This window comes from Dysgonomonas termitidis, from assembly GCF_042654545.1.
In the GTDB taxonomy this organism is placed as follows: Bacteria; Bacteroidota; Bacteroidia; order Bacteroidales; family Dysgonomonadaceae; genus Dysgonomonas; species Dysgonomonas termitidis.
Map to the genome: position 1 here is coordinate 21,986 of NZ_JBHSGN010000009.1, position 17,132 is coordinate 39,117.

The 17,132-nt window shown below is 41.8% G+C and carries 9 protein-coding genes; 4 read left to right on the forward strand and 5 right to left on the reverse strand.

Features of this window, described 5'->3' with window-relative positions; all coding sequences use genetic code 11:
- The first annotated feature begins 3 nt into the window (after positions 1 to 3).
- The 4 genes from ACFO6W_RS01510 to ACFO6W_RS01525 all read left to right on the forward strand — a co-directional run bounded on the left by ACFO6W_RS01510 (position 4) and on the right by ACFO6W_RS01525 (position 7,524).
- Positions 4 to 3,009, forward strand: a complete 3,006-nt coding sequence (locus ACFO6W_RS01510; protein WP_379993538.1) for a golvesin C-terminal-like domain-containing protein — start codon at positions 4 to 6, stop codon at positions 3,007 to 3,009.
- A 239-nt stretch (positions 3,010 to 3,248) separates the two neighbouring features.
- Complete coding sequence (locus tag ACFO6W_RS01515) at positions 3,249 to 4,454, forward strand: C40 family peptidase (protein ID WP_379993539.1); 1,206 nt, start codon at positions 3,249 to 3,251, stop codon at positions 4,452 to 4,454.
- A 128-nt stretch (positions 4,455 to 4,582) separates the two neighbouring features.
- On the forward strand, positions 4,583 to 5,728 hold the full coding sequence (locus ACFO6W_RS01520) for a dipeptide epimerase (protein ID WP_379993540.1): 1,146 nt from the start codon (positions 4,583 to 4,585) through the stop codon (positions 5,726 to 5,728).
- Positions 5,729 to 6,081: 353 nt separating this feature from the next.
- Positions 6,082 to 7,524 carry a transglutaminase-like domain-containing protein gene (locus tag ACFO6W_RS01525; RefSeq protein ID WP_379993541.1) on the forward strand — a complete coding sequence of 481 codons (1,443 nt, stop codon included), beginning with the start codon at positions 6,082 to 6,084 and terminating at the stop codon, positions 7,522 to 7,524.
- Positions 7,525 to 7,649: 125 nt separating this feature from the next.
- Here the strand turns inward: ACFO6W_RS01525 and ACFO6W_RS01530 are convergent, their stop codons facing one another.
- From ACFO6W_RS01530 to ACFO6W_RS01550, 5 genes are all read right to left on the reverse strand, one after another.
- Positions 7,650 to 9,137: a UxaA family hydrolase gene (locus tag ACFO6W_RS01530; RefSeq protein ID WP_379993542.1), complete on the reverse strand. Its 1,488-nt coding sequence runs from the start codon at positions 9,135 to 9,137 to the stop codon at positions 7,650 to 7,652.
- A gap of 80 nt (positions 9,138 to 9,217) precedes the next feature.
- Complete coding sequence (locus tag ACFO6W_RS01535; RefSeq protein ID WP_379993543.1) at positions 9,218 to 9,637, reverse strand: HIT family protein; 420 nt, start codon at positions 9,635 to 9,637, stop codon at positions 9,218 to 9,220.
- Positions 9,638 to 9,652: 15 nt separating this feature from the next.
- On the reverse strand, positions 9,653 to 11,101 hold the full coding sequence (locus tag ACFO6W_RS01540) for a tagaturonate reductase (protein WP_379993544.1): 1,449 nt from the start codon (positions 11,099 to 11,101) through the stop codon (positions 9,653 to 9,655).
- A gap of 27 nt (positions 11,102 to 11,128) precedes the next feature.
- Positions 11,129 to 12,352, reverse strand: coding sequence for a DUF4861 family protein (locus ACFO6W_RS01545; RefSeq protein WP_379993545.1), 1,224 nt, complete (start codon positions 12,350 to 12,352; stop codon positions 11,129 to 11,131).
- 143 nt (positions 12,353 to 12,495) lie between these two features.
- Entirely contained in the window at positions 12,496 to 16,917 is a 4,422-nt protein-coding gene (locus ACFO6W_RS01550) for a hybrid sensor histidine kinase/response regulator transcription factor (RefSeq protein ID WP_379993546.1), read from the reverse strand.
- Between the last annotated feature and the right edge of the window lie 215 nt (positions 16,918 to 17,132).

Consider the following 17,132-nt stretch of genomic DNA (forward strand, 5'->3'; position numbering starts at 1 on the left):
ATTATGAAAAATTGTAAGATAACCTATGTATTTATGTTATTCCTCTTCGTTGCCTTCCTTACAAATAACGAAATAAAGGCGCAGGAAATAACAAAAGATGTGACTGATAAGATCGGTGAATATCTCACCAAGACCATTAATCAGCAAACACGCATACGCCCTGTAACAATTGACTCTGTTGATATACAGAAAAAAAAGGTCCGGCTGTTCGCCAATGTCAATTTGTCTTTCGGAGGCTTTGACAGGCAACTGGTAGACGACATATATGCGGGAGTGAAGGAATATCTGCCGGATAATATGAAAAATTATCAGGTCGAACTTTTTTCCGACAAGTACAAAATAGAAGACTATATTCCGCTAATCAGGAAAGAAAAATTTACCAGCAAAGTTGATAAGCCGTTAATAACGCGCCTGTCTCATCCTGTAAAGAGCAGCAAAGGCCTTCAGAACCGCCATATCGCCATGTGGCAAAGTCACGGCTGGTACTACGAGCAAAAGCTGTCCCGCTGGGAATGGCAGCGTGCCCGCGTCTTCCAGACAGTAGAAGATTTATACACGCAAAGCTATGTTTTGCCATACCTTGTCCCTATGCTCGAGAACGCAGGAGCAAATGTTTTCCTGCCGCGCGAACGGGATACACAAAAGCATGAAATAATTGTAGATAACGATAAGTTCCTCAATAATTCTGCTTATAGAGAAACAATAGGAAAAGAAGCTTGGATAAAGGGGGACAGCACCGGATTCGCCCAGCTGAAAGAAACCTATCTGGACTTGGAAAATCCATTCCGGGACGGTACATACCGGCAGGTGAAAACCATAAGTAAAGGAGATGAAAGCGTTTGCGAATGGTTGCCCGATATTCCGGAAAAAGGAAAATACGGAGTGTATATATCTTATGCCAGCCTGAAAAACAGCAGTGAAGACGCCCGTTATACCGTGTATCACACCGGAGGTAAAACGGAGTTCAGCATCAATCAGACCATGGGGGGCGGCACATGGATATTCCTTGGATTCTTCTCCTTTGACAAAGGTAAAAATGAGAATTGTAAGATCACCTTATCCAACAAAAGCGCGAAAAGCGGGCGGATAATTACTGCCGATGCTGTAAAGATAGGGGGAGGTATGGGAAATATCGCACGTACCACCGATCCCGGAAATTTAAAGCAACCCGATGATACAATTGTATCTAAATTTCCGCCAATAAAGTACGAACTGGAAACGAGCAACCATCCCCGCTATACAGAAGGAGCGCGTTACTGGCTGCAATGGGCAGGTGTTCCCGACAGTGTGTACAGATGGACAAAAGGAAAAAGCGACTATACGGACGATTATCAGAGCCGTGGGTTATGGGTAAATTATATGGCGGGAGGATCTCCTGTTATCCCGAAGGGGAAAGGATTGAATATTCCTCTGGATATGGCAATGGCTTTCCATACTGATGCGGGCACAACCTACAATGATTCTATCATAGGCACGCTGACCATCTGCATGACGCATATAAACGATGAGATATTCGCGAACGGTACTCCGCGTATTACTTCCCGCGACCTTACATCCCTCATCATGGACGAAATAGTGAAAGACATACGCACCGGATATGAGCCGGACTGGACACGCCGCCATATATGGAACCGCAATTACAGCGAAGCCCGCATGCCGGAGGTGCCGACTATGTTGCTGGAGTTGCTCTCCCATCAGAATTTTGCCGATATGCGCTACGGACTCGACCCGGCTTTCCAATTTACGGCAAGCAGGGCTATTTATAAGGGAATACTTAAATTTATTGCTTATCAGTACAACTTCGATTATGTAGTGACGCCGTTGCCGATAAAATCGTTCAGCACCGGATTTACAGGAGATACTCAGGTGAAACTGCAATGGTTACCGGTAAACGACCCGTCGGAACCGACCGCAATACCAAACAGTTATATCGTTTATACCCGTACGGATAGCAACGATTTCGATAATGGTATATTGGTAAAGGATAACCAGACTACTATCGATATAGAGAAGGATAGGATATACAGTTTCAAGGTAACGGCGGTAAACGAAGGCGGTGAAAGTTTTCCTTCCGAAATATTATCCGTTTGCAGAAAATCGAATGAGAAAGGAACTGTCTTTGTTGTCAACGGGTTTCAACGGGTATCTGCTCCCGACAGCTTTGCCAGCAGTGACAGCATTGCCGGATTTTTAAGCTATAAAGACCACGGAGTGCCCGATAAGAGCCAGTATAACCTTATAGGCAGCCAGTATGAATTTCGCCGCAAGATTCCATGGATGGACGATGACGCAGCCGGATTCGGAGCAAGTAATTCCAATTATGAAACGACTGTAATCGCAGGTAACACGTTCGATTATCCGTTCGTGCACGGTATATCCATCGTAAATGCAGGCTACTCTTTCGCATCCGCTAATACGGAAGCCGTAATGAACGGTCTGGCTGATATGAACAATTATAAACTGACAGACCTTATATTAGGGAAACAGAAACAAGCGAAAATCGGGCGTGGCGCATTTCCTCCACGGTTTAAAACCTTCCCTGACGGATTACAGTCGAGAATAACAGATTATTGCAACCGGGGAGGAAACATATTTATCAGCGGCGCCTATGTGGGTACAGACCTCTGGGACAACGAATTTGTAAATGAAGAAGACAAGGTATTCGTGCAAAAGGTATTAAAGTATAAATGGCGGACAGGGCAGGCAGCGGTAACAGGAAAAGTCAAAAGCGTGGCTTCACCTTTCACACAGCTCACAGGAACTTACAGTTTCTACAATCAACTGAATTCGGATTGTTACGCAGTAGAATCGCCTGACGCCATAGAGCCTGCGGATGCAAACAGTTTCACCGTATTCAGGTATAGCGAAAATAATCTGAGTGCGGGAATAGCTTCTGATGATAATTATAAGACCTGCGTTTTGGGTTTTCCTTTCGAAACGATCAGGGAAACACCTTTGCGTGACCAACTGATGAAAAACATTCTGGATTTTATGTTTAATAGAAAATGATTAAGTAATGAATAATATTTATTGTCGCATTTGTTTTATAGGAGGGTGTTTCAAAAGTAAAACTACACGATCAAAGTGTCACTCTCTTTGTCATCCTGAGAGAAACGAAGGATCTCGACTCTGAGAAACGAGATGTTTCACTCCGTTCAACATGACAAAGAGAAAGTGAAAAATACTTTTGAGACAGCCTCCCACAGCCAAAATATATCAATAAACGCTTTTATTTAATAATAACTAATATGAGAATCAACAATATAACAAAACTGGTTGCAGCAGCTTTAATTCTCTTATCTGCCTGTCAGAATAAAGAAGAAAACGCACCTTATCCCGAACTTGATGCTCTCGTAGACAGTGTCAGAATGAAGCATGTACCGGACAGGCGGGACAATGTATATGACATCAAAGTGGTGGAGAATGAAGGCAAGCCTGTCATAAAAGGGGTGACTTCTCTGGAAGAGGCCAAAGCCGATTTACTGAAACAGATCCGGAAAAGTAATCCGGCGGCAATAGACAGCATCAGTGTATTACCTGATGAAACGGTCGGAGAAAAAACATATGGAGTGATTAACGTTTCAGTAGCAGATGTACGCATGGGTGCAAGTTATGCCGCTGAAATGGGAACCCAGCTATTACTGGGAGCGCCTGTACAGGTTTTGCAACACGACGACTGGTGGAGGATAAAGAGCGCGGAAGGCTATGTGGCATGGACGACCGGCAGCTCATTTGTAAGAATGACAAAAGATGATTTCAATAAATGGATAACTGCAAAGAAAATCATTTTCACAGATGATTACGGCTTCGGATATGAAAACCCTGATGAAAAGAAGCAAAGGGTATCCGATCTTGCATTCGGCAATATGCTGAAACTGGAAGCCGACAACGGACGTTTCTATAAGGTATCTTATCCTGACGGCCGCATCGCTTATATATTGAAAAGCCAGAGCAAACCCTATGAAGAATGGCTGGCATCAGTCAGACTGACAGAAAAGAGCATTCTGGAAAAGGCTCTGTCTCTCAAAGGTATCCCGTACACGTGGGGCGGTACATCCGTCAAAGGCATGGATTGCAGCGGATTTACCAAAACAGTGATGCTGATGCATGGAATTATTCTTATGCGGGATGCTTCCCAGCAGGTAAAGACCGGCATTCCTGTGGATATAAGCAATGGTTACGAAAACCTGCGTCCGGGTGACCTGATGTTCTTCGGAAAAAAAGCGCAGGACGGAAAAAAAGAACGGATACGCCATGTTGCCTTTTACAAAGGTGATAAAGAGTTCATCCACGCTTCGGGATATATAAGGATAAACAGTCTGGATTCGACCAAAGCAAATTATGACGAACTAAATACCCGCGAGTTTGTACGGGCGTCGCGAGTTATCGGTGCTGTGGATACTAAAGGAATCTGGAGTATAAATAATAGTCCGTTATATAAGGAGCAGAGATAATTAGCGAATTAGCATATTTGAAAATCAGCAAATGGAGCGCAAACGACAATATCATTTGCTAATATGCTAATATCCGAACCTGCTAATTATTTTTCATTTTTCGTTTTTCACTTTTAATTTAATAATATATGGCACAATCAAGACGTGATTTTCTGAGAAAGACAGCATTGGCCTCTCTTGGTGCCGGTCTGGCTGCCGGCTCCCCATTGAGCATATTCGCACAGAAAGGTAAAGACAAGGTTACAGGCAGCAAAGGAAAAATGAAATTCAGCTTCAGACCTTTCGACCTGCAATTGAGACATGTATTCACTATCGCTAATTTTTCACGTACAACAACCCCTGTTGTATTGACGGAGATCGAATATGACGGTATTACCGGATACGGGGAGGCCTCTCTCCCGCCCTATCTGGGAGAAACGCAGGCATCTGTTATGGACTTCCTAAAAAAAATAGACCTGAGCCAGTTTTCCAGTCCGTTCGAGCTCGATGATATACTCACCTATGTAGATAAAATAGCGGAAAACAACACGGCTGCAAAAGCATCTGTGGATATAGCCCTGCATGATCTTGTGGGTAAGATCATGGGACAACCGTGGTATAAAATATGGGGGCTGGATAAGTCGAAAGCACCGTCCACGACTTTCACTATCGGAATAGACACCGCCGATGTGGTGAAAGAGAAGACCAGGGAAGCCGCGCCGCTTTACAATATTCTGAAAGTAAAGCTGGGACGCGACAATGACAAGGAGATGATAGAAGCTATCCGTACAGTGACCGACAAGCCTATTGCCATAGACGCCAATCAGGGCTGGAAAGACAAACATCATGCACTGGATATGATATACTGGCTGAAAGAAAAAGGGATAGTAATGATAGAACAGCCGATGCCGAAATACAACCTCGACGATTCGGCCTGGATAACAGAAAGGAGTCCCCTACCCGTTTTTGCGGATGAATCTTTCCAACGGTTGAATGATGTATTGCGGCTCAAAGGCGCTTTTACGGGTGTAAATATCAAACTGATGAAATGTACGGGAATGCGGGAAGCATGGAAGATACTGACGGTAGCCCGCGCAGCCAATATGCAGGTAATGATAGGTTGTATGACGGAAACTTCCTGTGCTATTTCGGCAGCGTCCCAATTATCCCCTGCTGTGGATTGGGCAGACCTGGATGGAAACCTGTTGATAAGTAACGATATTTATAAAGGGACGACTGTTGTTGACGGGAAATTGATATTGAATGATTTGCCGGGAATAGGGATAGAGAAGTAGTATCGAACAGGAGCCAGTCATAAAAATCTCTCGCAAAGACGCAAAGGAAGTATTTATCATTTAAGAAAAAATTTATCTATATACTAGAATTGAATAGCCTGAACAATTGCATTTTAGACATAAAAAGTAACATCTGAATAAAATTGAAAAATGTGTTACTTTTGTTACTTTTTTATTTAAACACAAAGTAAAAAAGTAACAATGAAAAACAATACAAAAGTGTCAAGTTTGTCAAGTTTTGTGAGTGTACCGGTAAACACTGCTAACTGATGACTGTTAACTGTTCACTATAAAAGCTGTTACTTCTGTTACTTTTTAACTATAAATAGTTAACGAAACAAAAAAAAAGATCTATGAAACACTTATATCTTATAATAATCACACTGGCAATATGGGGATGCAACACCCAACAACCCAAGCCTGTGAGTCTGGAGCAGATAGATACGGAAGAAAAGGCCGGAAATTTTACGAAAGCTTCTTACCTGATCGACCTTTATATTGCTGAGAATAGACCTTCTGCCGATACAATCTATGACCTCAACTGGAGAAAGGATAAGATGCATCGCATAGCTCTGGACTTCAACAAGGACAAAGAACCGGTAATGGAATACATCAAAAAATACTATCCTGATGTAAGTGATGATATGTTAGCCAAATGGGAAGCAGATAAATCTCTGGAATATATGGTTATAGACGGTCAGAAGAGATACTTTAGCCGTGGAGCCAGCAACCTGTTCCGGCTGGATAAAGATGCTATCGCAAAGAAAAAGGAAATAGATAAACCGGGGACAGACGCAAAGGAAGAAACTCTGAAAGTACATCTGCCGGAAATAGTATCTGTATTGGGAAAAACAGGAAAAACCCAAATGCCTCCCGTTGCAATGAGAGTAAAATATGAAGTGACGCTGAAACCGAATGCAGTACCCGAAGGTGAAGTTGTAAGATGCTGGCTTCCGTACCCGAGAGAGGATGAGCGCAGACAATCGGAAATAAAATTGTTGTCGGTAAATGACGATAATTATATTATATCCCCGTCTGAATATGCACACCGCACATTATACATGGAGAAAGTTGCGAAGAAAGACGAGCCTCTGAAGTTTGAGATGGAATTCTCTTATAAATCGGCGGCAGAATGGTTCAATCTTGAGGGCAAAGAGATCAAGCCATATAATACAAATAGCGACCTGTACAAGACATATACTTCCGAACGGGCTCCCCATATCGTTTTCAGCGATTCTATCAAAGCCATATCGGAACGTATCATCGGCATCGAAACAGATCCTTATCAGAAGATGAAAAAGATATTCACATGGGTAGATGAAAATTTCCCTTGGGCAGGCGCACGGGAATACTCGACAATAGACAATATCCCGGCCTATGTACTGGCAAACAATCATGGCGACTGCGGACAGGTAACATTGTTGTTCATAACGCTGGCACGCTATAATGGCATTCCTGCACGCTGGCAAAGCGGATTTATGATGCATCCGGACGGACTGAACCTGCACGACTGGAGCGAATTCTATATAGAAGGTACCGGCTGGATACCGATGGACCAGTCATTCGGTATCAACAGGTTTACAGATGATGAAAAAGTCAGGTACATATATTCTAACGGGATGGACGCGTACCGCTGGATAGTCAATAACGATTATTCCCGGCCTCTGTTCCCCGAAAAGATTTACCCTCGAAGCGAAACGGTGGATTTTCAGCGCGGAGAGTTGGAATGGAAGGGTGGAAACTTATACTTTGATAAATGGAACTGGGACTTTGATGTCACATATACTAATAACTAACCGGAAGGTTATTCACTGAAACTAACATTTTTTAGGGTTCTCACAGAAAAGGCTTTAGCCATATACCCGTACAGGTCAGACTAAAGCCTTTCTATCTAGTCGTTCTTTGACATATTATTTAATTTTCACAGCGTCACTCCCGACTTAAAGATGGCTATTTCCTTAAAGCCGGTCTCTTCATGTTTCAGATGCCTGCCATCACAAACTTCGACCGTAAAGTTGATAAAATCATTCAGAACGGTTTCCATACTCCTGCCTTCGAGCAAAGCTCCGGCATTGAAGTCTATCCAGTTCTGCTTGAAATTATATAGCTTACTATTGGTAGATATTTTCATTGTGGGAACAAAAGCGCCGAACGGTGTTCCACGGCCTGTTGTAAACAGTACGATCTGACAACCGGACATAGCCAGCGCCGATGCGGCAACAAGGTCGTTACCCGGTGCATTAAGCAGGTTAAGGCCATGTTTTACTACCGGCTGGCCATAATCCAGCACATCCACGACTTCCGAATTGCCACCTTTTTGGGTACAACCAAGTGATTTATCTTCAAGGGTAGTGATGCCCCCGGCTTTATTACCCGGTGACGGATTTTCATATATCGGCTGGTCGAACTTGCGGAAATAATGCTTAAAGTTATTGATTAACAACACCGTATCGTTAAATACCTTTTCAGTTTCAGCTCTGTTCATCAGGATAGTTTCGGCCCCGAACATTTCGGGAACTTCGGTAAGGATGCTTGTTCCTCCCTGTGCTATCAGCCAGTCGGAGAACTGCCCTACCAACGGATTAGCTGTAATGCCGGAAAAGCCGTCGCTACCGCCGCACTTCAATCCTACTTTCAGTTTCGACAATGGAAGCGGTTCGCGTTTATCGTTACGCATACTTTCCACCAGTTCCTTCATCAGCTGAAAGCCTGTTTCTATTTCGTCCTGTACCTCCTGTGCAATAAGGAATTTAACCCGCTTATCGTCCCATTCGCCCATTACTTTTTTGAAGTCTTTCTGCTGATTGTTTTCACAACCGAGGCTCATGACCAATACGCCGCCTGCATTAGGATGTTTGGCCAGTGCCGCCAATGCTTTCTGTGTGTTGACATGATCATCGCCAAGCTGGGAACAGCCGTAATTATGGGTATAGACACGTATATCGTCTATATGGGAAACATCCAGTTCGTTTTTTATACGGTTGATGATAGCCTGCGCCTGTCCGTTGACACAACCTACGGTAGGAACTATCCACAGTTCGTTGCGGATACCCATTTCGCCATTGTAGCGCAGATAACCGTTTATTGTAAGGCCGCTCTTCTTTATATCCAGCTTCGGATGGACCGGAACATAGGTATACTGAAGGTCGTCATGCAAATTGGTCTTCACATTCTGGGTATGTACATGTTCACCGATATGGATACCAGTTGTAGCATGCCCTATCGGGTAACCGTATTTGATAACGTCTTCGTTTTCCTTTATTTCGTCTATTGCGAATTTATGGCCTGTAGGGACAGCATTCTTGATGGTGACTTTTTTGCCGTCTATATCCAGAATATCACCTTCATTCAGGTCTTCTATAGCCACGCAGACATTATCCGTAGGGGCTATTTTAAGATATTTATTCATTTCTGTTTTCTCCTTCTTTTTCTATTGATAGTCGATACTTTTTCAGTAGACTTTGACTTTGCCGAATATAGTTTGCCGCATTACACCAATCTGCTCCTGACAGATGCCCGCATGTCCATATATTCCTCATCCGATAAATAAACCTTTTGGGGATTCATCGTAAAAGTAGAACCAAAATCCGGGCCATCCGTATATTTAGGCACCAGGTGTATATGCAGGTGCGGCAATTTGTCAGAGTAAGCGCCGTAATTGATTTTAACAGGGGTAAATATATCTTTCAATGCCTTTGCAACCTTATTTACATCCTGCATATATGACAAAAGGGCATCGTTATCCAATTCATAAAGTTCCTTTGCGTGATCTTTATAAGCGACGATACAACGGCCTCTATATGTTTGCTCCCTGAAAAGATACACGGTGGAGACATTCAGCTTACAAATCTCGATCATCAGATCGTGTTGTATCTGATTCTTATTACAGTATAAACAATCGTTATTCATAATCATTCAATTACATTAGTCGTTTTGCATTAGAGACTGTAATGCAGCCAACATGCCTTTATTCAAGATCAGCTCCACATCTTTAGATACTTCATCTATAAATTGAGGCACTACCGAGAAGTTTTCCTTCCACATTTCCTTATTGTCCACAATGGCTGTTACCCATCCTTTGATATTACCCTTATCAAAAGTCTTCTGTATAAATTCGATAAACTCAGGGGTATCATTCGGCGTAAAGTTCTTTGCATCTGATTGGCCGGTATAAAGCACCAGCAGGGCAGCAAAAGAGAATGTAGTCAGTTTTGCATTCTTATTCAGCTTCTTACAACAGTCATATACAGTAGGATAATCCCGCGTCTCCCATTTGGAGATGGAGTTTAAAGAGATATCTTTCAGATAGTGTTTCAGATACGGGTTGTAGAAGCGTTCCAGGATTTTGGCGGCAAAGGCTTTCAGTTCCTCCGGATCTTCATCGATACATGGCAATACCTCTTCGGCCACCATCTTATTGATATATTTCTCTACTTCGGGAGTATTGAAAGCATCCATCACCGTTTCGCAACCGAGCTGGAGAGCCACAGGCACCATAGCTGTATGGGAGCCGTTAAGGATACGTACTTTCTTGGCGCGGAAAGCTTTGATATCATCCATGAAAAGAACATTCAGTCCGGCTTTGTCTAACGGGAATTTCTCTTTAATAATGCTGTCGCCGCCGATGGCCCATACATGAAAATATTCACCTTTCACGACAAGGTTATCATCGAAGCCTATCTCAGCCTTGATTTCATTGATATTCTCACGAGGAAAACCCGGTACAATGCGGTCTACCAATGTATCATAAAAATGGCATGCGGTATTTACCCAATCTATGAATCCGGCTTCCAGATTATTGAACCTGGCGTGTTTAAGTACATATTCGCGAAGTGTGGAGCCGTTGTCTTCGATCAGTTCGCAGCAGATAATAAGAAGGCCTTTATCTTTGGCGCCATTGAATTTTTTATATCGTTTATGCAATAAGGCAGTCATTTTAGCAGGGAACGATTTCGGAGGCTCTGCCGTAAGGTCGTCACCTTCTTCGTAACGGATACCGGCTTCGGTAGTGTTGGAGATAATCATTTCAAGTCCCTCGCTCAAAAATAGCTTTTCGTATTCAGCATACTGGCTGTAAGGATTCATAATATCCATAATGCTTTTTACCAAAGCAACTTCTTTTACAGGCTTCTTGTCTTTAATACCTTCGAGGTAAACATGGTACATACTGTCCTGATCTTTGAACATCTTTACCATATTTTCACCACCGCCTATCGGCTGTACGGCGATGATGCCATGATTCATTACACCTGCGTTGTTTGCCTTGTCGATCATCCAGTCTACAAAGGCCCGAAGGAAGTTCCCTTCGCCGAACTGAAGGATTTTTACCGGTAAGTCTTTTTTTTCTACTGTTGTTTTATTAAGTGACTTCATGATATAAGTTGTTATTATAGTTGATTCTTAATTCTTAATAGCATATGTTATCGGATTATTTAAGCGGTTCAGGACTTCATCTATACATTTCATAAAATCGTCTTTGGTGACAACCGGCTCTTTGTCCAGTTCCCATGTAGGCATAAAATAATATTCCACATAGCCGTTCTCGGGTTCAAGTACCAACACATGGTTCAGTTCATCGCCTGTTATCTCTTTAATTTGCCGTGTGTGCGCAAACACAACAAGACCCTGCATATCGTTATTCAGGCTTTGCTTACCAAAAGTAGCTATGTAAGACCATTCACTGTCCTTACTATTGCTAAGGATCAGCTCTGCGTCTTTTATTTTGATAATTCCCGTTGCAATATTAACCTTTTTGTCCACAAGCAACTCCATGCGTGAAGCCCGGCTACCTGCATCGATGGATATGAGAGAAGTAAGGTCACATTTTTCGCCGTTGGCATCCCATCCGTAATAAATTGTTTTCACCTGCGACCGTATTTTACCGTCGGCAGGAATAAGGCAGGTCATACTGTCTTTCTTTTCTACACGGACAGCTTTTTGTCCGTCCCATACAGCGATAGTTCCAATTCCCAGAGCAGTTCCCACTTTCATATTATCCATTCCCCAGTCCGCCATATTGTGATAGTTATCGAAACCATCGACCCCTACAGCAGGAAGGACAATATCTGAGGTCTTTTTACCGAATACGTCAATCGCATTACGGTTATCCAGATAGAAGCGAAAAGCGGCTTTATCGCTCTCCCAACCCGGGCCCTCGTATTTGATATAATAGGAATGATCCCTGAATGTTCCGGGCAGACTTATATAATTAGGCTTCACCCACGAGTAACCACCTACATATTTATGTCCTTCGAAGTGCCCGCCTATTTTGTGCGATAATTCCGCATAACTGCGTTTAGGATAAGCATCGGCCGCACCCGGCCGTACCGAGATAACAATTTCACTATTAGCATTGATTTTATTTACAGGCAGTATTGCCAGTTGCCGCCCTTTTGCATCAGTAATTATTTCAATGGGAACCTCTGTATTATTTACGGTCGCCATATAATTTCCTAAAGAGAGATCCAGTTCATGTACCGGGATCTCCAAAGTATAATCAACAACCGCCTGTCCCGAATTATTCTTCACGGAAATGCTTTGCGCCGACAAGAAAACGTTTATCTGTAAGAATAGAAACAGAGAAATAAAAAATAACTTTTTATACATAATAGAATAATTGTTCATTGGTCTTTTTTTTAAGGTTAGGAATTTTTATAAACTGTGTAAAAGTAAACATTATTCTGCTCCTATAGCAAATATAGGAGTAACGAATCAGATACAAAGGGGTATTTTTGACTTAATTAGTTTCACCCCGTATATTTACATTACTATGAACGATTTTTCAGGTTCTTATACTCGCTGGGAGTCATTCCATAAACATTTTTGAAACACTGCGTAAAGTATTTGGTATCTGATATACCTATCATAAATGAAACCTCTTTTATCGTATATTGCTGCGTCCCTATCAGCTTAGCCGCATGTTTTATTTTTATATCACGGATGAACCCGATAGGTGAAAGCCCTGTAAGGCTTTTCAATTTCTTGAAAAATACGGTCCGGCTCATGGCAATGGCATTTGCAAGGTCATCTACCACAAAATCACTATTATCAATATTCTCTTCTACCACCTCTTTTATTTTCCTGATGAATAATTCATCCTGAGCTGTGATTTTATGTTCGGGTTCTTCCTTTTTCTCAGGTACGGTGACATTCAAGGGCCTGCCCGCAGAATAAACGTCGTAAAGCCGCTTACGCTGACGAATGATATTTTCAATCCTTGCCCTCAGATATTTAACACTGAACGGCTTGGTTATATAATCATCAGCGCCGTAATCGAGACTATCCAGTTTACTTTCCATATCGGTCTTTGCTGTAAGCAGGATAACAGGGATATGGCTGATTTCGACAGTAGAGCGTATTTTTTGTAATAGTTCTGTCCCATCCATTTCCGGCATCATAATATCGCTCACTATAAAATCGGGAACATTTTCCATGGCCTTATCATATCCTTCTTTTCCGTCCGAAGCATCCAAAACATTATAATAAGGCTCTAATATAGTAACAATAAAGCGCCTCAAATCGGAATCATCTTCCACTACCAGTATAGTCTCTTTCGGGCTATCCGGTTCCCGGTCCTGATCCTGATTCCCGGACTCATTCCCGCCCATCTTCTCTTCCGCAACGATATTTGTATCCGTTTTATCCGCATCGGAATCTTTAGATGCGAATGAGAATATAACATTTGTATCGTCTTTCAGGTGTTCGATCCCCATCGGGAACAGTACGGTAAAGGATGAACCCTCATTTTCTTCACTATCAACGATGATCTTTGCATGATGTTTGTCCGCTACTTCTTTGACTATAGACAGACCAATGCCTGTACTCGGCTTATTCTTATCCTTATTAAACGAGGCAAAGCGGGTAAACAACTTATTCAATACATCTTTTGTCATGCCTTTTCCTTCATCTTTTACCTGAATAGCAATAGTATTATCTTTCTTATTGCTAATAACATTTACCTCTATTGTTTTATCGTCGGACGTGTATTTAAATGCATTGGAAAGCAGATTGAATATCAGTTTTTCCACATTATCCCGGTCTATCCAGATTTTATCGTCACCGGCCCGGTTATTAAACTCAAGCTTTATGTTCTGGTACTCAGCCGCCTTTGAGAAATTGTTACAAATGTCGGATACATAATCGCCAAACTGTGTTTCCTGAATATTCAGCTTCATTTTTTGTATTTTCCTGAAATCCAATATCTGATTCACCATACGCAACATCCGGTTAGAATTTTTCAATACCAGTTGCAACTGGGATTTTATATCTCCCGGCGTTTTTTCATTTTCTATAATATTTTCCACAGGTGATACGATCATAGTCAACGGGGTTCGTATCTCATGTGAAATATCGGTAAAGAAACGGGTTTTCATTTCGGTTTCTTCGTGCTCCAGCTTCACTTTATCCCGCAAACGGTAGAATATGAACAGGGTGCGTAATATGGCATACAATATAGCTGTAATAAGAACTACATATAGTAAATAAGCCCAACCTGTCTGCCAGAAAGAAGGGGTTATTTCTATATTTAATATATGTTCGTTATCCATCCAAATGCCGTCGCTATTTGTGGATTTTACCCGGAAAGTATAGCTGCCGGGCGACAGGTTTGTATAATTAGCTATCCGTTGTTTGGAAGTAATAATCCAGTCCTGATCGAAGCCTTCCAGCTTGTATGCATAATTTATCCTTCTGGGATCTATATAATCGAGAGCGACAAATTCTATACTGATAAAGTTTTGCTTATGGTTCAGCTTTATATGATCCAGATCGTCTATATTCGCTTTCAAAGGAGAATCCTCCCCGATAGTAACATCTTTATTTGCAATCTGGAATTTTGTTAATGCAACATATGGTGTAAATGTACTTTTATTAATATTCTCCGGATCGACGGACAATACGCCTTTCGAATAACCTACATATACGATTCCCGACCGGGCTGTACACCTGGCCCCTTCCGAAAAATTCTGCCCTTCTATCTGCCTGTTTATCTCACTATAGGTTTCGAATGATTTCTTTTCCGGATCGAACTTGGTGAGATTACCTTCCGATGTCACCCAGAGATTCCCTTTCTTATCTTCTGTAAGAGTCAGTACGACATCCGAGGGCAACCCATCCTTGATAGTATATGACAGAAACTTAAGAGGAAAACCATTTCCATCTACAGCTTTGATCTCATTAACCCCGCCACCGAAAGTCGCGATATAAGTTTCCCCTTTCCGGGTTGTATAAATATCGTAGACATCGTTCTCACTAAGGCTCTCGTTATCTCCAGGCACGCGCGTATAAGACTTGTAGTCAATATCGCTTACCGAACTGAATCCAGAAGAAAACATGATAAGCCCCAAGGTCGTGCCTATGCAAATATTCCCGTACTTATCACTATTCATGGCTCTAATCTGCGACCCATACTGGAACGGATAATTTTTCAGTTCATTCCTATGACTTAAGAACCGGCCATTACTTTCATCCAGCAGATTGAGCCCTCCGCCATATGTGCCTACCCATATCCTCTTTTTATTGTCCTGGAATATGGCATATACACTATTGTTACTCAAACTGTATATATCGTTTTCGGAATACTTGTATTGTACTATTTTATATATACCGTTTACTAAAGTAAGCTTATACACACCTTCTCCTTTTGTTCCTATCCAGATATTCTTATCTGTATCTTCCATCATGCAATATGTGACTCCTTCAAGGGGCCGGCCATACTCTATTCTTCCGTTGCTGCATATATACCCCAACTGTGCCAGTGACGGATCATAGACAAATATCTTACCTCCTTTTGTCGATACCCACAGCTTCCGGTCAGTATCTTCAAAAATACTGCGGATATCATTATTTATCGTAGAATGAATATTCGGGTCGACTACAATTGTCTTAAATACTCCATCGTTAAATATCACTTTATCCAACCCATGAGAACGTGTACTGAGCCATAGATTTCCCTGCTTATCCGAGAATGCTGTATGCATCATATTCGAAAACTTCCACGATGGAGAGTACGGCTCGTTAAAGAATGGGATCAGACTATCATTTTGAGGGTCATACCAGGAAAAGCCCCCACCCCGGGGATGCACCCATAAACGGTTTTCCTTATCTTCGAAAATGAAGAAATTAGCCGGGAAGACATTCGAAACCACGCTCTCTATTTTCATCCGGAAGTGTTGCATAACCCCTGTGCCGGGATTGAATTTGGAAACTCCGGCCTGATCCGATTCAAACCATATGTTCTTCGATTTATCAATATAGCAGGATACAATATAATTAGTGGGTATGCCTGTTAAATCCGACATATCATATTTCCTCAGATCCTTAGATGTACGGTCATAAACAAAGAAGCCATCGCTCCTCGTTGTCATTAATATCCGGCTACCATCAATAGGTTGAATATGACTGATATATGAATCCGTACCGGTCTGTAATAAATCCGACTGGCCATTACCTTTATTATAAATCCATATTTTACCTCTATCTGATCCGAACCAGAGTCTGTCACCCGATTCCATCACAGAATAAAAATTCTGTGCAGGCTTGGATTCTATATATGTCTTATCCGAAAAGAAACTGGTTATTTTACCATCTTCAGACAGGAGATAAAGGCCATTATCTGTAAGTATCCAGCTATTCAGGTCTGTATCTTCATATACCTCATATATTCCGTTACTATTCAGTTTTCCATTCTCCTTATTCAGAGTTTCTATGGCAAATGTTGAGTCGGTAACACATACACAGCCCATATTATCTGACAACAGCCAGACTTTACCCGACCGCATTGTTTTTATCTTGGTAGCAATGAAAGTGAGATTTTCATACCCTTTTAGCGACCTTATACCCATGAATGTCTCGGTATGGGGGTCAAACCGGTGCGGCTCCCGGTCGTAAGGCAGCGTCCAGATATACCCGTATTTGTCTTCGTATATATTATCTATACGGTTACTGCGCATATGATATTTGTCCCCCTGCTGGATTCTGTATGTATAAAAATTATATCCATCGAAACGGCAAAGCCCGTTCCATGTAGAAAACCACATAAAGCCCTTCTTATCTTGCAGGATACTCATTATGGTATGCTGTGGTAATCCGTCTTCCGGCCCGTAATGTTCGAAAAAACATTTTTGTTGAGCATAAGAAGATAAAGCAACATACAGAACGAATAAAAAACAATAGAAACGATTCAAATTCATGGTACCAACAGGTTTTGTACAAATATAAGCAGTTTTAAATAAAATGCTGTAAGATACGGGGGCAAGTCAATTCACCCCCCTTAAAAAAATATTTTACCACCCCTCCGCTCCGGAAATGATATATACATTGCATTCGAAATCTAATAACATCTTTTAAATAAAACCCAAAGTATTTTTTAATGACTAAAAAACATCCAAACTATCTATTACCGTAA

Bases quoted from the DNA above. Each gene is read 5' to 3' on its own strand.
- ACFO6W_RS01510 (WP_379993538.1), top strand. From the start codon at position 4: ATGAAAAATTGTAAGATAACCTATGTATTTATGTTATTCCTCTTCGTT.
- ACFO6W_RS01515 (WP_379993539.1), top strand. From the start codon at position 3,249: ATGAGAATCAACAATATAACAAAACTGGTTGCAGCAGCTTTAATTCTC.
- ACFO6W_RS01520 (WP_379993540.1), top strand. From the start codon at position 4,583: ATGGCACAATCAAGACGTGATTTTCTGAGAAAGACAGCATTGGCCTCT.
- ACFO6W_RS01525 (WP_379993541.1), top strand. From the start codon at position 6,082: ATGAAACACTTATATCTTATAATAATCACACTGGCAATATGGGGATGC.
- ACFO6W_RS01530 (WP_379993542.1), bottom strand. From the start codon at position 9,137: ATGAATAAATATCTTAAAATAGCCCCTACGGATAATGTCTGCGTGGCT.
- ACFO6W_RS01535 (WP_379993543.1), bottom strand. From the start codon at position 9,637: ATGAATAACGATTGTTTATACTGTAATAAGAATCAGATACAACACGAT.
- ACFO6W_RS01540 (WP_379993544.1), bottom strand. From the start codon at position 11,101: ATGAAGTCACTTAATAAAACAACAGTAGAAAAAAAAGACTTACCGGTA.
- ACFO6W_RS01545 (WP_379993545.1), bottom strand. From the start codon at position 12,352: ATGAACAATTATTCTATTATGTATAAAAAGTTATTTTTTATTTCTCTG.
- ACFO6W_RS01550 (WP_379993546.1), bottom strand. From the start codon at position 16,917: ATGAATTTGAATCGTTTCTATTGTTTTTTATTCGTTCTGTATGTTGCT.